The sequence below is a fragment of the Streptomyces sp. NPDC006551 genome (assembly GCF_040611675.1).
Taxonomy (GTDB): Bacteria; Actinomycetota; Actinomycetes; order Streptomycetales; family Streptomycetaceae; genus Streptomyces.
Genome location: NZ_JBEXOT010000008.1, coordinates 58,386 through 79,819 on the forward strand (window position 1 = coordinate 58,386; position 21,434 = coordinate 79,819).

General features: G+C 71.9%; 18 protein-coding genes and 1 pseudogene. 13 read left to right on the top strand and 6 right to left on the bottom strand.

Features of this window, described 5'->3' with window-relative positions; translation table 11 throughout:
* Both ABZY12_RS11355 and ABZY12_RS11360 read right to left on the bottom strand, forming a co-directional pair.
* On the bottom strand, window positions 1-606 hold the full coding sequence (locus ABZY12_RS11355) for a hypothetical protein (protein WP_356889059.1): 606 nt from the start codon (window positions 604-606) through the stop codon (window positions 1-3).
* Window positions 607-740: 134 nt separating this feature from the next.
* Window positions 741-1,361, bottom strand: a complete 621-nt coding sequence (locus ABZY12_RS11360) for a MerR family transcriptional regulator (protein WP_356889181.1) — start codon at window positions 1,359-1,361, stop codon at window positions 741-743.
* A 190-nt stretch (window positions 1,362-1,551) separates the two neighbouring features.
* Between ABZY12_RS11360 and ABZY12_RS11365 the strand changes: the two genes are divergently transcribed.
* From ABZY12_RS11365 to ABZY12_RS11385, 5 genes are all read left to right on the top strand, one after another.
* Window positions 1,552-3,072, top strand: a complete 1,521-nt coding sequence (locus ABZY12_RS11365) for an NAD(P)/FAD-dependent oxidoreductase (protein WP_356889060.1) — start codon at window positions 1,552-1,554, stop codon at window positions 3,070-3,072.
* The gene (locus ABZY12_RS11370; RefSeq protein WP_356889061.1) at window positions 3,069-3,959 is read left to right on the top strand and encodes an alpha/beta hydrolase; all 891 of its coding nucleotides are present in this window, start codon (window positions 3,069-3,071) and stop codon (window positions 3,957-3,959) included. The genes ABZY12_RS11365 and ABZY12_RS11370 overlap by 4 nt, the downstream gene beginning before the upstream one ends.
* The gene (locus ABZY12_RS11375) at window positions 3,956-4,846 is read left to right on the top strand and encodes an SDR family oxidoreductase (RefSeq protein ID WP_356889062.1); all 891 of its coding nucleotides are present in this window, start codon (window positions 3,956-3,958) and stop codon (window positions 4,844-4,846) included. The genes ABZY12_RS11370 and ABZY12_RS11375 overlap by 4 nt, the downstream gene beginning before the upstream one ends.
* 107 nt (window positions 4,847-4,953) lie before the next feature.
* On the top strand, window positions 4,954-5,142 hold the full coding sequence (locus ABZY12_RS11380) for a hypothetical protein (RefSeq protein ID WP_356889063.1): 189 nt from the start codon (window positions 4,954-4,956) through the stop codon (window positions 5,140-5,142).
* Window positions 5,143-5,245: 103 nt separating this feature from the next.
* Window positions 5,246-5,764 carry a GNAT family N-acetyltransferase gene (locus ABZY12_RS11385; protein WP_356889064.1) on the top strand — a complete coding sequence of 173 codons (519 nt, stop codon included), beginning with the start codon at window positions 5,246-5,248 and terminating at the stop codon, window positions 5,762-5,764.
* On the opposite strand, the gene ABZY12_RS11390 is transcribed toward ABZY12_RS11385, so the two are convergent.
* Window positions 5,707-8,994: a S41 family peptidase gene (locus ABZY12_RS11390; protein ID WP_356889065.1), complete on the bottom strand. Its 3,288-nt coding sequence runs from the start codon at window positions 8,992-8,994 to the stop codon at window positions 5,707-5,709. The two genes, ABZY12_RS11385 and ABZY12_RS11390, sit on opposite strands and share 58 nt — an antisense overlap.
* Before the next feature lie 163 nt (window positions 8,995-9,157).
* Between ABZY12_RS11390 and ABZY12_RS11395 the strand changes: the two genes are divergently transcribed.
* Entirely contained in the window at window positions 9,158-9,730 is a 573-nt protein-coding gene (locus tag ABZY12_RS11395; protein ID WP_356889066.1) for a TetR/AcrR family transcriptional regulator, read from the top strand.
* 111 nt (window positions 9,731-9,841) lie between these two features.
* Window positions 9,842-12,001, top strand: a complete 2,160-nt coding sequence (locus tag ABZY12_RS11400) for an MMPL family transporter (protein ID WP_356889067.1) — start codon at window positions 9,842-9,844, stop codon at window positions 11,999-12,001.
* Window positions 12,002-12,096: 95 nt separating this feature from the next.
* Here ABZY12_RS11400 and ABZY12_RS11405 read toward each other — a convergent pair whose 3' ends face one another.
* A complete protein-coding gene (locus tag ABZY12_RS11405) occupies window positions 12,097-12,453 on the bottom strand; it encodes an SsgA family sporulation/cell division regulator (RefSeq protein WP_356889068.1) in 357 nt (118 codons plus the stop codon).
* A 126-nt stretch (window positions 12,454-12,579) separates the two neighbouring features.
* Between ABZY12_RS11405 and ABZY12_RS11410 the strand changes: the two genes are divergently transcribed.
* The 5 genes from ABZY12_RS11410 (at window position 12,580) to ABZY12_RS11430 (ending at window position 19,724) form a co-directional block, all read left to right on the top strand.
* Window positions 12,580-13,635, top strand: a complete 1,056-nt coding sequence (locus ABZY12_RS11410; RefSeq protein ID WP_356889069.1) for an energy-coupling factor ABC transporter permease — start codon at window positions 12,580-12,582, stop codon at window positions 13,633-13,635.
* 1 nt (window position 13,636) lies between these two features.
* Window positions 13,637-14,398: a cobalt ECF transporter T component CbiQ gene (cbiQ, locus tag ABZY12_RS11415; RefSeq protein ID WP_356889070.1), complete on the top strand. Its 762-nt coding sequence runs from the start codon at window positions 13,637-13,639 to the stop codon at window positions 14,396-14,398.
* 14 nt (window positions 14,399-14,412) lie between these two features.
* On the top strand, window positions 14,413-15,156 hold the full coding sequence (locus ABZY12_RS11420; RefSeq protein WP_356889071.1) for an ABC transporter ATP-binding protein: 744 nt from the start codon (window positions 14,413-14,415) through the stop codon (window positions 15,154-15,156).
* 46 nt (window positions 15,157-15,202) lie between these two features.
* On the top strand, window positions 15,203-16,408 hold the full coding sequence (locus ABZY12_RS11425) for a serine hydrolase domain-containing protein (protein WP_356889072.1): 1,206 nt from the start codon (window positions 15,203-15,205) through the stop codon (window positions 16,406-16,408).
* A gap of 307 nt (window positions 16,409-16,715) precedes the next feature.
* Complete coding sequence (locus ABZY12_RS11430) at window positions 16,716-19,724, top strand: protease pro-enzyme activation domain-containing protein (RefSeq protein WP_356889073.1); 3,009 nt, start codon at window positions 16,716-16,718, stop codon at window positions 19,722-19,724.
* Between the two features lie 87 nt (window positions 19,725-19,811).
* Here the strand turns inward: ABZY12_RS11430 and ABZY12_RS11435 are convergent.
* Window positions 19,812-20,135: pseudogene (locus ABZY12_RS11435) on the bottom strand (YdcF family protein); the annotation flags it as partial.
* Window positions 20,136-20,247: 112 nt separating this feature from the next.
* Here ABZY12_RS11435 and ABZY12_RS11440 point away from each other — a divergent pair.
* A complete protein-coding gene (locus tag ABZY12_RS11440; protein WP_356889074.1) occupies window positions 20,248-20,862 on the top strand; it encodes a hypothetical protein in 615 nt (204 codons plus the stop codon).
* Window positions 20,863-20,904: 42 nt separating this feature from the next.
* Here the strand turns inward: ABZY12_RS11440 and ABZY12_RS11445 are convergent, their stop codons facing one another.
* Entirely contained in the window at window positions 20,905-21,420 is a 516-nt protein-coding gene (locus ABZY12_RS11445) for a YbaK/EbsC family protein (protein ID WP_356889075.1), read from the bottom strand.
* Window positions 21,421-21,434: the final 14 nt, after the last annotated feature.

Here is a 21,434-nt window from a genome sequence, read left to right on the forward strand (position 1 = left end):
TCAGCCCTTGCCCGGGCCCTGATCGACCGGGTCGCCGACGATCGGCGCGCAGGTGCGGGCGGCCCGCTTGGCGCCCGCCGACGACTGGTCCCAGTCCGGTGAGCCGTCATTGTCGACCGGCGCGTAGCCGTCGGCGTCGGGGTCGGGGAAGTCCGGGGCGCCGTTCTTCTGCATGCAGTCGGCGTACTCGCGCTGGACCTTGATCTGCTCGGGGGTGAGCTTGGGGCGCATGGCCTTCTCGACGCTCGCGGGGACGGTCGCGTTGAACTCCTCGCACTTGTCCTGGGCCTTCGCGAACTTCGGGTCCTGCTTGAGGCCGCGGTTGTCACCCGTGTCGACCTGCCCCAGGGAGTTCGGGTCGGGGAGATCGATCCCGTTCTCCCGCATGCACGCGACCCACTTGCGCTTGGTGGCCACGTACTCGGCGATCTCGTCCTGTTCGCCTCCGCCGCCCGCGGTGTTCCCGGAGCCCGAGCCCGTGTCCGCCGAGGCGCTCCCGCCGCCCGCCGTGGGAACCTTCGCGCCGCCGTCGTCGCTGCCGCAGCCGGTCAGCGCGAACGCCATCACCGACGCCGCCGCGGCCAGCAGTACCCGGTTCGTCCTCATCGGTTCTCCCGCATGTCCTGTCGGGCCCGGCCGCGGGTGCGGCGGGCAGGCCGACTGTACGGCGGAGATGATGAAGAACTTTTGAAGAACCTGTCAGCCGGTCATGCGGTCGGCGCGGGCGCGTGGCGCGTGCGTCAGGACGGCTCCCGCAGCCGCCGGTCCAGGGCCATCGACAGCTCGGCGTCCACCACGCTCTTGGCCAGTGGCCGCAGCCGCTCGACGTCCTTCTCCTCGGCGTGCGTCCGCATCAGCTCCGTGAAGATCCCGGCCATCGCGTCCGCGTGCTCGCGGACCGCCCGGCCCGCCTCCAGGACGGCGGCGAGGGGGATGCCCTCCTTGACCAGGGTGGCCGAGACGTCGAGCAGCCGGCGGCTGATGTGGACGATGGTGTCGCCGTCGGTGGCGATGTATCCGAGGTCGAGCGCTGCCATCAGGTTCTCCGGGGTGACCTCGCCGGCGAAGTAGTCGGCCAGTTCCTGCGGGGTGAGCCGGACGGGCTCCTCCTCGGTGGGCTCGCCGAGGCCGAGGACCTCGCTGACGTCCTTGCCGCTCTCGAAGGCGGTGTTGAGGTCGGCGATGCCGTTGAGGGTGTGGCCGCGTTCGAGCAGGGCGGCGATGGTGCGGAGCTTGGCCAGGTGATGGTCGTCGTACCAGGCGATCCGGCCCTCGCGGCGGGGTGGTGGGATCAGGCCGCGTTCGCGGTAGAAGCGCAGGGTGCGCACGGTGATGCCGGCGGCCGCCGCCAGCTCCTCCATGCGGTACTCGCGTACCCCCGCCGCCCGGTCCGTCGCCTGCTCCGATCGTTCTGCCACGCCCGCCAGCCTATGACGTACCGTCGGTAACTTTCCCTTGCCGCACCCCTACCGCTCGGTAAGGACCTGCTCTACTCTCCCAATCGTGCCAGTGATTGCTGGCGGAATCTTGGCCGGGCGCACGGGAGGCGGCATGGCGAAGCACGAGCATGTACGAGTGGCGGTGATCGGATCGGGGTTCGGTGGCCTGGGAGCCGCCGTCCGGCTGCGCCGCGAAGGGATCACCGACTTCGTCGTCCTGGAGCGGGCCGACTCCGTCGGTGGCACCTGGCGGGACAACAGCTACCCCGGCTGCGCCTGCGACGTCCCCTCGCATCTCTACTCCTTCTCCTTCGCACCCAACCCCGACTGGCCGCGAACCTTCTCCGGACAGCGCCACATCCGGGCCTATCTGGAGCACGTCACCGACACCTTCCGGCTCCGCCCGCACATCCGCCTGAACCACGAGGTGATGAGGATGCGCTGGGACGGCGAGGAGCTGCGCTGGGAGATCGAGACCAGCCGGGGCTCCCTCACCGCCGACGTGGTCGTCTCCGCGACCGGCCCGCTCTCCGACCCCAAGATCCCCGACATCCCCGGCCTCGCCGACTTCCCCGGCAAGGTCTTCCACTCCGCCCGCTGGGACCACGACTACGACCTGACCGGCAAGCGGGTCGCCATGATCGGCACCGGCGCCTCCGCCATCCAGATCGTGCCCGCGATCCAGCCCCAGGTCGGCTCGCTCACCCTCTTCCAGCGCACGCCCCCCTGGGTCATGCCGCGCTTGGACCGCGCCATCACCGGCGCCGAGCGCTGGCTGCACCGCACGCTCCCCGCCACCGGGACCGCCCGCCGGGGCATCCTCTGGGGCATCCGGGAGCTCCAGGTCAGCGCCTTCACCAAGCGCCCGAACGAGCTCGGCCTGGTCGAGTCCCTCGCCAAGGCCAACATGGCCAGGGCGATCAAGGACCCGGCGCTGCGCGCCAAGCTGACCCCGTCGTACCGCATCGGCTGCAAGCGCATCCTGCTGTCCAGCGAGTACTACCCGGCCCTCGCCCGCCCCAATGTGGACGTCGTCGCCTCCGGCCTGCGCGAGGTGCGCGGCTCGACCGTCGTGGCGGCGGACGGCACCGAGACCGAGGTCGACGCGATCATCTTCGGTACGGGATTCCACGTCACCGACATGCCGATCGCCGAACGGGTCGTCGGCGCCGACGGGCGCACGCTCGCCGAGACCTGGAAGGACGGCATGGAGTCGCTGCGCGGCGCCACCGCCGCCGGCTTCCCCAACTGGATGACGATCATCGGCCCCAACACGGGGCTCGGGAACTCCTCCATGATCCTCATGATCGAGTCCCAGCTGAACTACATGGCCGACTACATGCGCCAGCTGGACGTCCTGGGAGGGCGCGCCGCCCTCGCCGCCCGGCCGTCCGCCGTCGGTGCCTGGAACCGCAAGGTCCAGGACCGGATGGAGCGGACCGTGTGGAAGGCCGGCGGCTGCAACAGCTGGTACCTCGACGCCAACGGCCGCAACACCACGCTCTGGCCGGGCACGACCAGCGAGTTCCGGCGCGAGACGCGACAGGTCGACCTCGGGGAGTACGAGGTGCTGCGCCCGGCCCCCGCGGAGGAGCCCCTCCGCGCGCCCCGGAAGAAGGAGACGGTCAAGTGAGCCGGCTCGCGAACCCCAGGGAGCTGACCGCCGTCTCCGCCGACGGCTCGCGGATCCATGTCGAGGCGCACGGGCCCGAGGGCGCCCCCGCCGTGGTCCTCGTCCACGGCTGGACCTGCTCGACCGCCTTCTGGGCCGAGCAGATACGGGACCTCTCCGCCGACCACCGGGTCATCGCCTACGACCAGCGCGGCCACGGCCGTACGCCCCTGGTCGGCCGCTCCGGGTACTCGACGCGGGCGCTCGCCGACGACCTCGAAGCCGTACTCGCCGCGACCCTGGAGCCCGGCGAGAAGGCCGTCCTGGCCGGACACTCCATGGGCGGCATGACGCTGATGGCCGCCGCGGACCGGCCCGGCTTCCGGGAGCACGCGGCCGCCGTCCTGCTCTGCTCCACGGGCCCCGCCCGGCTCACGGCCGAGTCCCTCGTCGTACCGCTGCGGGCGGGCGGGCTGAGGACCCGGCTCACCCGGGGGATCCTCGGTGCGAGGGCGCCCCTCGGGCCGGTCACGCCCGTGTCCAAGAAGCTCCTCAAGTACGCCACCATGGGCCCGGGTTCGACGCCCGAACGGGTCACCACCTGCGCCCGGATCGTGCACGCCTGCCCGCGGAAGTCCCGGGTGGCCTGGTCGCACGTGCTCGGGGAGCTCGATCTCGAAGCCGGCGTACGGGGGCTCGAGCTGCCCGTGGCCGTGCTCGTCGGCACGGAGGATCGGATGACCCCGCCCGTCCACTCGCGCGCCATGGCGGCGGCGCTGCCGCGGTGCGTGGGCCTCGTCGAGCTTCCGGGGATGGGGCACATGACTCCGGTGGAGGCGCCGGAGGCCGTCACCGCGCGGATCCGCGAACTGTCCGTCACGTACCTGGGTGTGAAGGAGGAAGCATGAGCAGGGTGAGTCTGGAGGGGCAGGTCGCGGTCGTCACGGGAGCGGCCCGTGGTGTCGGTGAACTCCTCGCCCGCAAGCTCTCCGCGCGCGGTGCGAGGATCGCGCTGGTCGGCCTGGAGCCGGAGGAGCTGAAGCAGGTCGCGAGCCGGCTGCACACCGAGGCCGACTGGTGGCACGCGGACGTCACCGACCACGAGGCGATGGCCCGGGTCGCGGGCGAGGTCAAGGAGCGCTTCGGCAAGGTCGACATCGTCGTCGCCAACGCGGGCGTGGCGGCGGGCGGGCCGTTCGTCGACTCCGACCCGGTCGCCTGGCGGCGGGTCATCGAGGTCAACCTCATCGGCGGCGCGGTGACCGGCCGGGCCTTCCTGCCCGTACTGATGGAGTCCCGGGGCTACTTCCTGCAGATCGCCTCGCTCGCGGCCATCACGCCGGCGCCGATGATGACGGCGTACTGCGCGTCGAAGTCGGGCGTGGAGGCGTTCGCGCACAGCCTGCGCGCCGAGGTCGGCTACAAGGGGGTGAAGGTGGGCGTGGGCTACCTCTCCTGGACCGACACGGACATGGTCCGGGGCGCGGACCAGGACGACGTGATGAAGGAGCTGCGCCGGCGGCTGCCCTGGCCGTCGAACCGCACCTACCCCCTGGGCCCGGCCGTCGACCGGATCGTGGCGGGCATCGAGCGGCGCTCGGCGCATGTGTACGCCCAATGGTGGCTGCGCGGGATGCAGTCCTTCCGCGGCTGTCTGCCCGGGATCATCGCCACGGTCGGACAGCGCGAGATGCGGCGCTTCGAGCCGCGGCTGGCCGGTGTCTCCAAGGGGCTGGTGGGCGCGGGAGGGGCGGCCGACGAGCAGGAGCGTACGGGGGGTGCCTCCCGGCGGTAGCGGGGAGTAACCGATCGAAATGCGCGGATTGTTCTGTCATGCCACGCTGGTCGAGCCCCCAGGGGCGACCAGCCCCGACCCTCTCACCCATCGAGGAGTGAACCTTCATGGGCAAGGCAGAACAGTTCAAGGACAAGGCGCAGCAGGCGACCCAGCAGGCGAAGCAGAGGATGAGCAACGCCAAGGACGAAGCGTCCGAGCGTGCCTCCCGGGCGAAGAGCGGCCGCTCCGAGGAGGAGCCGAGCCGCTCCCCGCAGGAGGCGCAGCGCCGCTTCGACGAGGACTACGACGCCTGACGTCCGTCCGCTGAAGAGGCGCACCCGGGACGCCGGGTGCGCCTCTTCGCGCGTTCCGCAAACCCGGTGACCGCCGGGTGCGACACCGCGTACGTTGTCGACCATGGCCGAGCTGCAGCGACTCCGACCCGAACACGCCCCCGCCCTGCTCGCGTTCGAGCGGGAGAACCGGGGGTTCTTCGCCGCCTCCGTACCCGACCGGGGTGACGCCTACTTCGAGGAGTTCGACGCGCGGCACCGTGCCCTGCTCGACGAGCAGGAGGCCGGGGTGTGCCACTTCCATGTGCTCGTCGGGGACGGCGGGGAGGTCCTCGGGCGGTTCAATCTGGTCGACGTGGCCGAGGGGAGCGCGGAGCTCGGGTATCGGGTCGCCGAGAAGGCCACCGGGCGGGGGGTCGCCACGGACGGGGTGCGCGAGGTGTGCCGGCTGGCCGTGGAGGCGTACGGGCTGCGGCGGCTGACGGCGGCCACGACCCTCGACAATCCGGGGTCGAGGGCCGTTCTGGGGCGCGTCGGGTTCGGGGCCGTCGGGAGTGTGACGCTCGACGGACGTGCGGGGGCCGCCTACGAGTTGGACCTCGGCGGGAGCTTCGGCCGGGAGCGGTCGGGGACGTCGGAGTAGCCGGGCGGGGTGGCCGCCGGGGTCTGTCCGAGGAGGGAGAGCGCCACTTCGACCGCGTCGTCGAGCTGGGCGTGGCGGCCCTCCGCCCAGTCGAGCGGGGTGCGCAGGATCGCCAGGTCGGGTTCCACGCCGTGGTTCTCCACGGACCAGCCGTACTCCGGGAACCAGGCGGCGTTCATCGGCACCGTGATCTGCGTGCCGTCGCCCAGCCGGTGCCGGCCCGTCATGCCGACCACCCCGCCCCAGGTCCGCTGACCCACCACCGGGCCGAGCCCGAGGAGTTTGAACGCCGCCGTGATCATGTCGCCGTCCGACGAGGTCGCCTCGTCGGCCAGGGCGACGACCGGGCCGCGCGGCGCGTTCGACGCGTACGACACGGGCTGCGCGTTCCTCGTGAGGTCCCAGCCCAGGATCTTGCGGGTGAGCTTCTCCACGACCAGCTCGCTGATGTGACCGCCCGCGTTGCCGCGCACGTCCACGATCAGCGCCGGCCGGGAGACCTCCATCCGCAGGTCGCGGTTGAACTGGGCCCAGCCCGAGCCGCCCATGTCGGGGATGTGGAGGTAGCCGCACTTGCCGCCGCTGACCTCGCGCACCACCGCGCGCCGCTTCGCCACCCAGTCCTGGTAGCGCAGTGGCCGTTCGTCGATGAGCGGCACGATCGCGACCCGCCGCGCGCGGCCCTCGCCCTCGGCCGGCTGGAACGTCAGCTCCACCGTCGTACCACCGGAGGCCGCGAGCAGCGGGTACGGGCCGCAGACCGGGTCCACCGGCCGGCCGTCGACGTGGGTGAGGATCGCGCCCTCGCGGATCCCGGTGCCCGCGAGCGGTGAACGCGCCTTGGAGTCGGAGGAGTCGCCGGGGAGGATCCGCTTGACCATCCAGCCGCCGTCGCGCGGCACGAAGTTCGCGCCGAGCAGGCCCATCGGCCGCTGGTAGTGCGGCGGGCCCTCGTTGCGGCGCGCGGGAGTGACGTACGCGTGCGACGTGCCCAGCTCGCCCAGGACCTCACGGAGCAGGTCGGCGAACTCGTCCGGGGAGGCGACCCGTTCGACCAGCGGGCGGTACTGGTCGAGGACCGCCGTCCAGTCGACCCCGCACATGTCCGGCTCCCAGAAGTAGGCGCGGATGATCCGGCCCGCCTCGTCGTACGCCTGCCGCCACTCCGCCTCCGGGTCGACCTCGTGCAGGATCCGCCGCAGGTCCATGTAGACCGTCGAGTCGCTGTCGCCCGGCTCGGTGGACGGCACCGCCCGCAGGTCGCCCTCGTCGACCACGACGAGCCGCGTCCCGTCCCCGCTGACCGAGAACCAGTCCAGGTGCTGCACGAGTTCGCTCTTGCGGGCCTTGGTGATGTTGAAGTGCTCCAGGGTGGGCCGGCCCGTGGTGTCGGCCGGGTTGGCGAAGGTCTCGCCGAGCGCGCCCGAGATCGGCCAGCGCAGCCAGACGAGCCCGCCGCCGCTGACCGGATGGAGGGCGGAGTACTTCGAGGCCGCCACCGGGAACGGCGTGACCCGGTCGGGCAGCCCTTCCACCTCCACGATCACGGTGCCCTCCCCGCCGCTCCCCGCCTCGCTCTCGCCCGGGTCCAGGCCCCCGGCCGCCGGGCGCCCGTCGGGCAGCAGCGCGAACGGGGACGGGGTCGTCGAGGACAGCGGTACGAGATAGGGGCGGCAGCCGAGCGGGAAGGACAGGTCCCCGGTGTGCACGTCGTACACCGGGTCGAAGCCCCGCCAGGAGAGGAAGGCGAGGTACCGGCCGTCGCGTGTGAAGACCGGGTTCTCGTCCTCGAAGCGGCCGTTGGTGACGTCGACGATCGTCCGGGTGCCGGGGCCGGAGATCCGGGCCATCTTGATCTGGCGCAGCGAACGCCCGATGCCCGGATGCGACCAGGTCAGCCAGGCCCCGTCGGGGGAGAAGGCGAGATCGCGGACCGGCCCGTTGAGGGAGCGGATCAGCTCGGTGACCTCACCGTTCGACTCCTCGCTCGCGTCGATGAGGAGCAGCCGGCCGTCGTGGGAGGCGAGGGCGAGCCGTTCGCCGTCCGGGTCGGAGACCAGCTCCTCGACCCGGCCCAGTTCACCGGAGGCCAGGCGGCGCGGCTCCCGGTCGCCGCTGGCGCGCGGCAGATAGGCGACCTCGACGGCGTCCTCGCCCTCGGCGTCGGTGACATAGGCGACCTGGCCGCCGCTGCCCAGCATCACGGGCAGCCGGACGCGCACCCCCGGGCTGTCGGTGATCGTGCGGGCCGGCCCGTCGCGGTGGGTGAGCCAGTACAGGCTGCCGCGCACCGAGACCGCGCTGGCCCGGCCCGTCTCGTCGACCGAGATCGCGTCGACGTGGTTGGCGGCCGGGACCTGGTAGCGGCGCCGCCCGGCGCGCGGGCCTCCGAGCCGTACCTCCAGCTTGCGCGGGACGGAGTCCGCGGCCAGGGCGTCGACGATCCACAGGTCGCCCGCGCACTGGTAGACGACCCGGCGCCCGTCGCTGGAGGCGTGCCGGGCGTAGAAGGCGTCGTGGTCGGTGTGGCGCCGCAGATCGGTGCCGTCGGGCAGGCAGGAGTAGAGGTTGCCGACGCCCTCGTGGTCGGAGAGGAACGCGATCCGGCCCGCGACGAACATCGGCGAGTCCAGGTGCCCGCCGATGTCCGGCAGCAACTGCTCACCGTGCAGCCACAGCCGCCCCATGGCCCCGCCCCGATATCGCTTCCAGGCGGCCGGCTCGTGCGGTGGCTTGCCGGTCAGCAGGAGGGTGCGCCGCTCCCCGTCGATGTCGGCGACCTCGATGTCGGAGACCGGGCCCCAGGGCATCCGGCCGCCGGGAGAGCCGTCGGTGGGGACGGTGTAGGCCCAGGAGAAGTACGAGAAGGGCTGGCCGTGGGAGGAGACGGCGAGGATGTCGGACTTCCCGTCCTTGTCGGGGGGCGACCAGCCGCAGACCCGGGTGTCGGTGGATCCCCAGTAGCTGAGGCGTCTGGACGGCCCGCCCTCGACCGGTGCGAGATGGATCTCGGGGTCGAGGCTGCGCCAGCTCGTGTACGCGATGTGGCGCCCGTCGGGCGAGAAGCGCGGGTGACCCACGCGCGTCCGGTCGACGGTGACCCGCCAGGCCCGGCCCGGGGGATGAGCCTCGGGCACGAGCGGGGCGACCCAGAGATCGTCCTCTGCCGCGAAGCACAGCAGATCGTCGTGGAGATGCGGGAAGCGGAGGTACGCGGCGCTTTCACTCACCTCCTCATGCTTTCCGCGTGGAGGGAGCGCGGCAACTCGTACGTGCGTACGCGTTGTGGTGGAGGACACGTACGAAACGGTTTCGTTTCGCTCAGGGCGTGGGTAGGGTCGTAGTGTACGAAACCGTTTCGTTCAACTGATCCGTAGCGACGGAGGTCACGGCATGGCGCGCAGCAGGCTCACCCCGGAACGTGAGGCCGAGCTGTACGAAGCCGTGCTCGATCTCCTGCGCGAGGTCGGCTACGACGCCCTCACCATGGACGCCGTCGCCGCCCGCACCCACTCCAGCAAGGCCACCCTCTACCGCCAGTGGGGGAGCAAGCCGGAGCTGGTCGCCAAGGCCCTGCGCCACAACAAGCCCGTCAGTCTCGCCGAGATCGACACCGGGTCCCTGCGCGGTGACTTCCAGGCGATGCTGGAGCGGACCGACGACTGCCAGATGGAGAAGGACTCCGCGCTGATGCGGGGCCTGGCCCATGCCGTCCACGACAACCCCGAACTGCTCCAGGCGCTGCGCGAGCTGCTCATCGAACCCGAGATGACCGGACTCGACGAAGTGCTGCGGCGAGCAGTGGACCGGGGCGAGGTCAGCGCCGACAACCCGGCCCTGAGGCTCGTCCCCCACATGCTGATCGGAGCGTTCGTCGCCCGCCCGCTGATCGAGGACCGGTCGGTCGACCACGCCTTCCTCAGCGGTTACTTCGACGCCGTCGTGCTCCCCTCACTCGGCGTCTGACACCTCCCCGCAACATCCCCCGCACCACCCGCTTCACCTGACGTCGCACCGCTCACGCCGTCGGGCCGGCTCCCCATGCCCTGTCCCACTCAACACCGGGAGTACGCCCCCGTGGCCACGTTCCTCTACAAGCTCGGCCGGTCCGCCTTCCGGCGCCGACGGCTCGTCGCCCTGCTCTGGGTGGCGCTGCTCGCGCTCGCCGGAGCCGGCGCCGCCACCGCGCCCGCAGCGACCTCCAGCTCCTTCTCGATCCCCGGCACCGAGGCCCAGAGGGCCTTCGACCTCCTCGAACAGCGCTTCCCCGGCGGCAACGCCGACGGGGCCACCGCCCGGGTCGTCTTCCAGGCCCCCGACGGCCAGAAGATGACCGACCCGGCCAACAAGGCAAAGGTCCAGAAGGTCGTCGGCGAGCTGAAGGCCGGCTCCGACCAGGTCGCCCGCGTCACCGACCCGTACACCGCCCAGGCGGTCTCCGAAGACGGCTCGACCGCTTACGTCTCCGTCAGCTACAAGGTCTCCGGCATGGAGCTGAGCGACGCGACCCGCGAGGCCCTGGAGAAGACCGGGCACGACGCCCAGGGGCAGGGGCTGACCGTCGAGATCGGCGGTGACGCGCTCCAGGCCGTCCCGGCGACCGGCGCCGGCGAGATCGTCGGCGTGGTCATCGCCGGCATCGTCCTGGTCATGACCTTCGGCTCGCTCGTCGCGGCCGGACTGCCGCTGCTGACCGCGATCATCGGCGTCGGCATCGGCGTCTCCACGATCACCGCCCTCGCGAGCGTCCTGGACCTCGGCTCCACCACCTCCACGCTCGCCATGATGATCGGCCTCGCGGTCGGCATCGACTACGCCCTCTTCATCGTCTCCCGCTACCGCGCGGAGCTCGCCGAGGGCCGGGAGCGCGAGGACGCCGCGGGCCGCGCGGTGGGTACGGCCGGCTCCGCCGTCGTCTTCGCCGGACTGACCGTCGTCATCGCGCTGGTGGGCCTGGCCGTCGTCAACATCCCGATGCTGACGAAGATGGGCTTCGCCGCCGCCGGTACGGTCGTGATCGCGGTCCTGATCGCCCTCACCCTCATCCCCGCGCTGCTCGGTTTCGCGGGCGGCAGGGTCATGGGCCGCAAGCGGCGCAAGGGGATCCGGCAGGACGAGGACAAGCCCAACGCGGGCACCCGCTGGGCGCGGTTCGTCATCCGCCGCCCGGTCATGGTCCTGCTGGTCGGCGTTTTGGGGCTCGGCGCGATCGCCCTGCCCGCCGCCTCCCTGGAGATGGGCCTGCCCGACGACGGCTCCCAGCCCACCTCCACCACGCAGCGGCGCGCGTACGACCTGCTGTCGGACGGGTTCGGGCCCGGGTTCAACGGGCCTCTGATGGTCGTCGTCGACGGGGACAGGGCCGCCGCCGAGTCGACCGTGAAGACGGTCGAGGGCCTCGACGGAGTCGTCGCGGTCACCCCGCCGACGCCCAACAAGGCGGGCGACACCGCGATGATCACGGTGATCCCCGAGGACCGGCCGTCCTCGGTCGCCACCGAGGAGCTGGTGCACGACATCCGCGCCGCGACCGGCGACGACGTCCTGGTCACCGGCGCCACGGCGATGAACATCGACTTCTCCCAGAAGATGAACGACGCCCTGCTGCCGTATCTGGCGCTGGTCGTCGGACTCGCCTTCCTGCTCCTGATGGTGGTCTTCCGCTCGGTCCTGGTTCCGCTGAAGGCGGCGCTCGGCTTCCTGCTCTCGGTGGTCGCCGCCCTCGGCGCGGTCGTCGCGGTCTTCCAGTGGGGCTGGCTCGGCGGGCTGTTCGGCGTCGAGCAGACCGGCCCGATCATGTCGATGATGCCGATCTTCATGGTGGGCGTGGTCTTCGGTCTCGCCATGGACTACGAGGTCTTCCTGGTGACCCGGATGCGGGAGGCGTACGTCCACGGCGAGCGTCCCGGCGAGGCGATCGTGACCGGGTTCCGGCACGGGGCCCGAGTGGTCACCGCCGCCGCGGTGATCATGATGGCCGTCTTCGCGGGCTTCATCGGCTCCAGCGAGCAGATGGTGAAGATGATCGGCTTCGGTCTCGCGACCGCCGTCCTCTTCGACGCTTTCGTGGTCCGGATGGCGATCGTCCCGGCGGTGCTCGCGCTGCTCGGCCACAAGGCGTGGTGGCTGCCGAAGTGGCTGGACAGGGCGCTGCCGAACGTGGACGTGGAGGGCGAGGGGCTCGCCAAGTCCCAGCACCCCGCCCCGGGCCCGGAGCGCGAGCTCGTGAAGACCTGATCCGCTGATCGCCGGGACGGCCCCTTGAGCGGAGGGGCACCGTCCCGGAGCGCGCCGGCACCTGTGGGGACGGGGAGCCGGCGCCCCCTACGCCGTCATCGTGTCGAACTCGACGCGGTGACGGCGTAGGTGTGCCGGAGGAAGCGGAGCAGGACGGTGGAGTCGAACTGGACGACCGCGACGCCGTCCGTCGTGTGGAACTCGACGATCGTCTGGACCCGGCCGCAGGGCCACACCCCGATGTCCCCGCGGCGGGCGGGGGCGCGCATCCCGGTCTCGAGGAGGGCGCGGGGGAAGGACCACTCGATGTTTCCGGGAAAGGCGAAGCGCACGGTGGCGGGGTCGGAGTGCGGGTCGAAGCGCAGGGCGACGGGGACGGGACGGGAGAGCGGGGCGTCGGTGATGATCCTGCCTTTGGCGTGATCTTCGACGGGACGGTCATCCGGGGGCATCGGCCGACTCCTCACACTCGTCTCATTTATCCCTAATGTCCCATACTTCGGGGCGCGCGGGTCGAGCGCTTCTGTGACCTGTGCGCTCTTGCAAGCCCTTTGCAGGTAGCGCCTATCATCGACGCCGTGCATGTACCCGACGGATTCATCAACGCCCCCGTATCGGCCGCCGCCGGAGTCGTCGCCGCGGGCGCCGTCGCCGTCAGCCTGCGCGGAGCCCGCCGCGAACTGGACGAGAGGGCGGCGCCGCTCGCCGGCCTGGTCGCGGCCTTCATCTTCGCCGTGCAGATGCTGAACTTCCCGGTCGCCGCCGGGACCAGCGGACATCTGCTCGGCGGCGCCCTCGCCGCCATCCTGGTCGGGCCGTACACAGGCGTGCTCTGCATCGCCGTGGTCCTGCTGATGCAGGGCATCCTCTTCGCCGACGGCGGCCTCACCGCGCTCGGCGTCAACATCACCGTCATGGGCGTGGTCACGGTCGTCATCGCCTACGCCCTCTTCCGCGGCCTCGTCCTCGTGCTGCCGCGCACCCGCCGCTCGGTGACCGTCGCCTCCTTCGTGGCCGCGCTCGTCTCCGTACCGGCCGCGGCCGCCGCCTTCACCCTGGTCTACGCGATCGGCGGCACCACCGACGTACCGATCGGCAAGGTGCTCACCGCGATGGTCGGCGTCCACACGCTGATCGGCATCGGCGAGGCCGTGATCACCATGCTGACCGTCGGCGCGGTCGTCGCCGTACGGCCCGACCTCGTGTACGGCGCCCGGGGCCTGACCACCCCGCTCAAGCTGCGCGTCGACGGCGAGCTGGTCGACGCCGCCCCGGCCGCGGCGCCCGCCCCGGCCGGCTCCCCGAAGAAGGTCTGGATCGGCGGCCTGATCACCGCCCTGCTCCTGGCCGGCTTCGTCTCCTTCTACGCCTCCGCCGACCCGGACGGCCTGGAGAAGGTCGCCGCCGACCAGGGCATCGACAAGAACGTCGAGGAGCACGCCGCCGCCGGCTCGCCGCTCGCGGACTACGGGGTCAAGGACGTCGACGACGCCCGCCTCTCGGGCGGCCTGGCCGGTGTGATCGGTGTGGGCGCGACCCTCGCCGTCGGCACCGGTGCCTTCTGGGTCGTACGCCGCCGCAAGGCCGCCGAGGCCGAGGCCGGCGCCGAGGCACGCAGCGGGACGCGGGTCTGACATGGGCGCGGGGCACGCGCACAAGCTCTACCGGCGGGGAGACTCGCCGGTCCACGCGCTGCCCCCGCACACCAAGCTCGTCGCCGTCCTCGGCTTCGTGGTCGTCGTGGTCTCCACGCCCCGTGAGGCCGTCTGGGCCTTCGCCCTCTACGCCGTCCTGCTCGGCGGCGTGGCGGCGGTCGCCCGGATCCCGGCCGGCTTCCTGCTGCGGCGCCTGGTGATCGAGGTCCCGTTCGTGGCGTTCGCCTTCCTCATGCCCTTCGTGGTCCCGGGCGAGCAGACGACCGTTCTCGGCGTCTCCCTCTCCGTCCCCGGCCTGTGGGGCGCGTGGAACGTCCTCGCCAAGGGCACCCTCGGCGTCGCCGCCTCCGTGCTCCTCGCCTCCACCACCGAGCTGCGCGCCCTGCTCCTCGGGCTCCAGCGGCTCAAGCTGCCGCCCCTGCTCGTCCAGATCGCCTCCTTCATGATCCGGTACGGCGATGTGATCACCGACGAGATGCGCCGCATGTCCATCGCCCGCCGCTCGCGCGGCTTCGAGGCGAAAGGCGTCCGCCACTGGGGGGTGCTCGCCAAGTCCGCGGGCGCGCTCTTCATCCGCTCGTACGAGCGCGGCGAACGCGTGCACCTCGCGATGGTCAGCCGGGGATACGCGGGTTCCATGCCGGTCATCGACGAGGTGACCGCCACCCGCGCCCAGTGGCTCCACGCCGCCGCCCTGCCCGCCGCGGCCCTCCTGATCTGCCTCCTCGGACGGACGCTATGACTCCTCTGGACGCTATGACTCCTCCCCGCTCGCTCGAGGTCCGCGGCCTCGCGTACGCCTACCCCGACGGCCACCAAGCCCTCTTCGGCGTCGACCTGACCGTCGGACGCGGCGAGCGGGTCGCACTCCTCGGCCCCAACGGCGCCGGCAAGACCACGCTCGTCCTGCACCTCAACGGCATCCTCACCGCGGGCGCCGGCACCGTCGCGGTCGCCGGGCTGCCCGTCGAGAAGCGGAACCTCGCCGAGATCCGGCGCCGGGTCGGGATCGTCTTCCAGGACCCCGACGACCAGCTCTTCATGCCGACCGTGCGCGAGGACGTGGCCTTCGGACCGGCCGCGGCCGGACTGCGCGGGGCACGGCTGGAGTCCGTCGTCCACCGGGCGCTGGAGCGCGTCGGCATGGCGGAGTACGCCGACCGGCCGCCGCACCACCTGTCCTTCGGACAGCGGCGGCGGGTGGCGGTGGCGACCGTCCTCGCGATGGAGCCGGAGATCCTCGTCCTGGACGAGCCCTCCTCCAACCTCGACCCGGCCTCGCGCCGCGAGCTGGCCGACGTCCTGCGCTCCCTGGACGTCACCGTCCTCATGGTCACGCACGACCTTCCGTACGCCCTGGAACTCTGCCCCCGGTCGGTGATCCTCAGCGACGGGGTGATCGCCGGGGACGGCCCGACGGGGAAGATCCTGGCCGACGCCGAGCTGATGAGCCGCCACCGCCTGGAACTGCCGTACGGCTTCGTCCCGCAGTCCGTCTGAGGCGCCGCCCACCCCGGAATCGGGCCGCGTGGACCCACGTTGCACCATGGGACGAGCCGAACGAGAAGGAGTGTGGGACGTGGACGTCCGGGGCACGGTGGCGGCGGGATTCGAGCCGGTCAGGGACGCGTTCCTGCACAACTTCGAACACCGGGGGGAGCGGGGCGCGGCCGTCGCCGTCTACCGCGACGGCGTCAAGGTCGTGGACCTGTGGGCGGGTGCCCGGGACGTCGGCGGCGACGCCGGGCAGGCCCCCTGGGCCGTGGACACCGCCCAGGTGGTCCGCTCGGCGACCAAGGGCGTCGCCGCCGCCGTACCCCTGCTGCTGCACCAGCGCGGACAGCTCGACCTGGACGCCCCCGTGGGCACGTACTGGCCGGAGTTCAAAGCGGCGGGCAAGGATCGCGTGAGCGTACGGCAGTTGCTCGCACACCAGGCCGGAGTGCCGGTCCTCGACCGGCCGTTGACCCTCGCCGAGGCCGTCGACCCGGAGACCGCCCAGGCCGCCATCGCCGCCCAGGCACCCGTCTGGGAGCCCGGCGCCGCCCACGGCTACCACGCCCACACCTTCAGCTGGCTGCTCGGGGGCCTCGTCCACCGGGTCACCGGCCGCACCATCGGCCGCTGGGTCGCCGAGGAGATCGCCCGCCCGCTCGGCCTCGACCTGTGGATCGGACTGCCGTCCGACGAGGCCCACCGGGTCGGACGCCTGGGACCGGTCGAGGAGACCGAGCCGCCCGGCGGCGGGGCCCTGAAGCTGCGCCCCAAGCGCTCCGTCACCGAGGCGTACCGCGACCCCGACTCGCTGACCCGGCGCGCCTTCGGGGCGATCGACCCCCAGCCCGACGAGAACGACCCGGTCTACCGGGCGGCCGAACTCCCGGGCTCCGCCGGCGTCTCCACGGCCCGCGCGCTGGCCCGCTTCTACGCCTCGACCCTCGGGCCCGTCGACGGCGGCGTCCGCCTCTTCGCCCCGGCGACCCTGACCCTCGCCCGGACCGAGGAGTCCACCGGCCCCGACCGCGTCCTGATCGTCTCCACCCGCTTCGGCCTCGGCCACATGCTCCACGGCCCGGCCTCCCCGCTCCTCGGCCCCACCTCCTTCGGCCACCCCGGCCGCGGAGGTTCACTGGGCTTCGCGGACCCGGAGTCGGGGATCGCCTTCGGCTACGTGACGAACGGGATGCGGAAGACGGTGACGGCCGACCCGCGGGCGCAGGCGCTGGTGCGGGCGGTGCGCTCGATGCTGTGAGCCGCCCCGAACATCCCGTGGCGTCACCCGCGTACCGATATGTCATGATCACGGTCCGGTAACCATCGGAACCCGGTGTGCTGAACCGCTTTCGCTCCTGATAAAGATTCACTTCTGGCCGTCGTCCGCCGCTCAGGAGCGGTGACACCGCCGGGGGGGCTTTACGCAGTTCGGTCCCGGGCCGTGCCCGGACCCACGAACCGACTCTTCACGCTTTCGCCGTGCCCGCACGCGGGCCGGCGCGCACCCTTCCGCGGTCTCACCCTGCCCTCGCGGCCGGCGACGGGGATCGTGAGAGGGAGTGTGCATGGGCCGAACCGCCCGTGAGAAGGCATTCAGATGGGGCGCGGCGGCCGTCGTCGCCCTGGCCGTCACCGCAGCCGGGATGCCGGCGTCGTACGCGGCCACCGAGGACGAGCCCGCCCCGAAGCGGGTCGGCTCGGCCCCGAAGGTCCCGCGCGGCGCCGTCCGCACGGCGGACCCGGTGGCCGACCAGAAGCTCGACCTGAGCGTCGTTCTGGAGCCGCGCGACCAGGCGGCGCTGAACCGTTTCGTCGCCGGGGTCTCGGACCCGAAGTCGCCGCTGTACCGCCAGTACCTCGGTACGGGCGAGTTCGCGGCCACGTTCGGTGCGGACCAGAGGGCGGTCGCGAAGGTCCGCGCGGAGCTGGAGGAGAAGGGGCTCACCGTCGGTGAGCTGGAGGCCGACGGCCTCACCCTGCCGGTGAGCGCGACGGTCGGCGAGGCCGCGGAGGCGTTCAAGACGGAGTTCGACGGCTACCGGCTGACGAACGGCAGGAGCGGCCTCACCAACACCGCGGCGCCGGAGTTCGGCGGCGAGGCGGCCGAGGCCGTCCGCGCGGTCGTCGGCCTCAACACGCTGTCGACGTACGAGCCGCGGAACAGCGGTTCCAAGGGGAAGCCCCGCAAGCAGCGGACGGCGGCCTCGGAGGAGACCGCACGCCAGCCGCGGCTGACCGGGACCACCCCGACGATGTGCGCCGACATCAAGAACCTGTACGGGACGGCCGGTCCCGGCTACCCGGCGGCGTACGACACGCAGGACTACTGGAGCGCCAAGTCCCTGGCGACCCAGTACGGCATGGCGGACCAGCCGAACGTCCAGACCGGCACGACGATCGCCGTGTACTCGCTGGAGAACTACGACCTGCGGGACATCGCGAGCTACCAGGCGTGCCACGGCACGAAGGTTCCGGTCAGCTCCGTCCGGGTCAACGGCGGCCCGACCGAGCCGGCCGGCCTCGACACCGGTGTCGGCCTGGAGACCGCGCTGGACGTCGAGACCATCATCGGCCTCGCCCCGCAGTCCAAGATCCTCGTCTACCAGGGCAAGAACACCTGGGAAGAGGGCACCGCGACCTTCCGCAAGATCGTCACCGACAACCGCGCCAAGGTCGTCTCCGTCAGCTGGGGCAGCTGCGAGCTGTACACCCCCGCCTCGGTCATCGACGCCGAGACGCTGATCTTCCAGCAGGCCGCCGCCCAGGGCCAGACCGTCGTCGCCGCCTCCGGTGACAGCGGCTCCACCGGCTGCTACTACGGCGACACCACCGACCCCAACGCCTCCACGCTGTACGCCGACAACCCGGCGTCCTCGCCGTACGTCCTCGGCGTCGGCGGCACCACGATGCGCGGCTCGATCTCCGGCCAGACCACGTGGACCGGTTCCGGCGGCGGTGTCTCGAAGACCTTCCGGCTGCCCGCCGACGGCTTCCAGGCCGGCCGGACCGGCCTCGGCTACAGCGACGCCTGCGTCGCCGGCGCCGGTGAGACCTGCCGCCAGGTACCGGACGTCGCCGGTGTCGGCGACCCGAACACCGGCTACCCGGTCTCCTTCGGCCACGACTCCGACGGTAACCAGTACTGGCACATCATCGGCGGAACCAGCGGCGCCGCTCCGGTCTGGGCCGCGCTGATCGCCCAGGCCAACCAGGACCTCGCCTGCCAGGCCAACGGCTCGGTCGGCTACGTCCACCCGGCGCTGTACAAGCTCCCGGCCGCCGCGTTCCGCGACGTCACCACCGGTCACAACAACCTGACGGCCTCCGGCAACTACAGCGGCCTGTACAAGGCGGGCACCGGCTACGACCTGGCCACCGGCCTCGGTGCCCCCAACGGCCGCGAGATCGTCAAGGGCCTGTGTCAGGCGGTCCCGCAGTCCCCGTCCAGCACGTTCAACGCCCTCGCCCCCGCCCGTGTCCTCGACACGCGGTACGGCGTCGGCCGCGCCGGCACCTCGCCGGTCGCCGCGAACGGCACGGTCAAGCTGAGGGTCGCCGGCAGCGGTGGTGTTCCGGCCACCGGTGTGACCGCCGTCGTCCTGAACGTCACGGCCGTCTCGCCGAGCGCGACCGGTCACCTGATCGCGTACCCGAGCGGCACCACCCGCCCGACCTCGTCCAACATGAACTGGCTGAAGGGCCAGATCGTCCCGAACCTGGTGACCGTCCCGGTCGGCAAGGACGGCGCGGTCGACCTCTTCAACGCGGGCGGCGGCACGACCCACTTCGTCGCCGACGTCTCCGGCTACTTCTCGACCGAGGCCGGCGGCAGCACGTACGTGCCCAAGGGCCCGGCCCGTGTCCTGGACACCCGTAACGCCATCGGCGTCGCCGGCAGGACCCCGGTCGCCGGCAAGGGCACCGTCTCCCTGACGGTCGCGGGCGCCGGCGGCGTCCCGGCCACGGGCGCCACGGCCGTGGTCCTGAACGTCACGGCGACCGCGCCGACCTCGACCGGTCACCTGATCGCGTACCCGAACGGCACGGCCCAGCCGACCGCGTCCAACATCAACTGGCTGACGGGCCAGACCCGCCCGAACATGGTCGTGCTGCCCGTCGGCACCGACGGCAAGGTGAACCTGCACAACGCCGGCCTCGGCACCGTGCACTTCATCGCCGACGTCTTCGGCTACTACACGGCCGCGACCGACGGCGGCACCTTCCACACCGCGGGCCCGAGCCGTCTGCTCGACACCCGCTACGCCCTCGGCACGGCCCGCAACACGCCCGTCCCCGGCGGCGCCACCCTGGTGCTCAACGTCAACGACGGCCACACGCTGGCCAAGGCCAAGGCCGTGGTTCTCAACGTCACCGTCACCGCCCCGACGAGCAACGGCTTCCTGACGGTCTGGCCGGACGGGACCCCGCTGCCCAACGCGTCCAACCTCAACTGGACGAAGGGCGCGACCGTGGCCAACCTGGTCACCGTTCCGGTCGTCAACGGAAAGATCGACTTCCGTCCGAACGCCGGCAGTGCGCACGTGATCGCCGACCTGTTCGGCTACTACATGTAGGACCGCCGCCCGGCGTCGTGATCACCTCAGGGCCCTGGCCCCACCGAGCACGGTGGGGGCAGGGCCCTCGGCATGTCCCCTACGACGTCAGCCAGAGACGAGCCGGCTGTTGAAGCCCTGATCCCGCAGGCGCTCGTAGGCCGCGTGGACCGGGCTGGGGATCTCCTGCTCGATCATGAACCCGCGCTCGGGGTAGGCCATCAGGCGCTGGTGCGCCCCGACGAGCATGTCGAGGACGAGGCGCGCGTCCCGGATCGAGTCCACGTACTCCGCGAGCGTCATCGGCGCGGAGGCGCTGACGACCTCCACCTCCGGCCAGAGCTTGCGGGCGGTCGCGTAGGCCCGGCGCTCCTCGTATGGCTTGCTGACCAGCAGGACGGACGAGACGCCAATGCCACGCTCCTCAAGGAGCACGCCGCGACGCGGCCCGCGGGCGGCCACCCGAACGCTTCGGTCGCCTTGCCGAAGGCTCGTGGCGGCCGTCGTATGGAGAGCACTATCGGTCCAGTGGGGAAAGGGTGTCATGTTCGTTCGGACGACTTATGCAACGGGTGATCCGGCCAAGCTCGACGAAGCCGTGCGGAAGCTGACCACGGAAGGCAGGGAGCCGTTGGAGCAGACGCCGGGCTTCCGTGGGGCGGGCGTGTTCGTGGATCGGGAGCTCGGGAAGCTCATGATCGGCACGTGGTGGCAGGACGAGGAAGCCTTGCGGAGCAGTGCCGAGCGCATGGGGCAGCTGCGGTCCGAGATGCTGTCGCCGTTCGCCGCCACCTTGACCGTCGACAACTGGGAGGCCGCGGTCGCACAGCGAGCCGAGTCGGTCGGCGAGGCCGCCCGCTTCCGGCTCACCCGCGTGGACTTCGACCCGTCCCACACGGACCTCATGGTCGACGCCTTCAGGGACGGTGTCCTGCCCAGACTGCAGGCCATGCCGGGGTTCCTGGGCGGATCACTGCTCATCGACCGCGCCGGCGGGCGGGGCATCGTGGGCGCGATCTACGCCGACCGGGACACCTTCGCGGCTTCCCGGGCCCCCGCCGCCGCGATGCGCGGCGAGGTCACCACCAAGACGCGGGCGACCCTGCGGTCGGTCGAGGAGTTCGAGGCGGTCATGGTGATCTCGGCTCCTCCCTCCTGACGTCGACACCTCGCGCCCGGACGGGCGTTCGGGACTGCGGCGTCACTCCTCCCGCTCCCGCACGTCCACCAGCGCGCCCCCCGCGTGTGCGATCAGCGACTTCGGGTCGAGGGCGAACACCGTGTGCGGGTTCCCGGCCGCCGCCCACACCACATCGTGGTCGAGCAGGCCCCGGTCGGCCAGGACCCGCGTCCGGGTGCGGTGCCCGAAGGGCGGGACGCCGCCGATCGCGTACCCCGTGGTCTCCCGTACGGCCCGAGCGTCGGCCCGTGTCACGGCCCCGGCGCCGAGCTCCTCGCGCACCCGCTCCACGTCGACCCGGGAGGAGCCGTCCATGAGCACCAGCACCGGGACCCCGTCCGCCGCGAAGATCAGCGACTTCACGATCTCGGAGACCTCGCAGCCGATGGCCTCGGCGGCCTGGGCGGCGGTGCGGGTCTCGTCGGGGAAGCGGCGCATCTCGACGTCGAGGCCGAGTTCACGGAGGGCCGCGGCGAACTGGGGATGGGCGATCGATTCGGTCATGGCCCGCACGCTAGCGGTACGTGTACGAGCCATGCGAGCGCGTTTTC

Excerpts from the sequence above, each read along its gene's own strand:
- ABZY12_RS11445 (WP_356889075.1), bottom strand. The coding sequence starts at position 21,420 with ATGGCTCGTACACGTACCGCTAGCGTGCGGGCCATGACCGAATCGATC.
- ABZY12_RS11425 (WP_356889072.1), top strand. The coding sequence starts at position 15,203 with ATGGGACGAGCCGAACGAGAAGGAGTGTGGGACGTGGACGTCCGGGGC.
- ABZY12_RS11405 (WP_356889068.1), bottom strand. The coding sequence starts at position 12,453 with ATGCCCCCGGATGACCGTCCCGTCGAAGATCACGCCAAAGGCAGGATC.
- ABZY12_RS11355 (WP_356889059.1), bottom strand. The coding sequence starts at position 606 with ATGAGGACGAACCGGGTACTGCTGGCCGCGGCGGCGTCGGTGATGGCG.
- ABZY12_RS11395 (WP_356889066.1), top strand. The coding sequence starts at position 9,158 with ATGGCGCGCAGCAGGCTCACCCCGGAACGTGAGGCCGAGCTGTACGAA.
- cbiQ (WP_356889070.1), top strand. The coding sequence starts at position 13,637 with ATGGGCGCGGGGCACGCGCACAAGCTCTACCGGCGGGGAGACTCGCCG.
- ABZY12_RS11430 (WP_356889073.1), top strand. The coding sequence starts at position 16,716 with ATGGGCCGAACCGCCCGTGAGAAGGCATTCAGATGGGGCGCGGCGGCC.
- ABZY12_RS11440 (WP_356889074.1), top strand. The coding sequence starts at position 20,248 with ATGTTCGTTCGGACGACTTATGCAACGGGTGATCCGGCCAAGCTCGAC.
- ABZY12_RS11420 (WP_356889071.1), top strand. The coding sequence starts at position 14,413 with ATGACTCCTCCCCGCTCGCTCGAGGTCCGCGGCCTCGCGTACGCCTAC.
- ABZY12_RS11380 (WP_356889063.1), top strand. The coding sequence starts at position 4,954 with ATGGGCAAGGCAGAACAGTTCAAGGACAAGGCGCAGCAGGCGACCCAG.
- ABZY12_RS11360 (WP_356889181.1), bottom strand. The coding sequence starts at position 1,361 with ATGGAGGAGCTGGCGGCGGCCGCCGGCATCACCGTGCGCACCCTGCGC.
- ABZY12_RS11365 (WP_356889060.1), top strand. The coding sequence starts at position 1,552 with ATGGCGAAGCACGAGCATGTACGAGTGGCGGTGATCGGATCGGGGTTC.
- ABZY12_RS11375 (WP_356889062.1), top strand. The coding sequence starts at position 3,956 with ATGAGCAGGGTGAGTCTGGAGGGGCAGGTCGCGGTCGTCACGGGAGCG.
- ABZY12_RS11385 (WP_356889064.1), top strand. The coding sequence starts at position 5,246 with ATGGCCGAGCTGCAGCGACTCCGACCCGAACACGCCCCCGCCCTGCTC.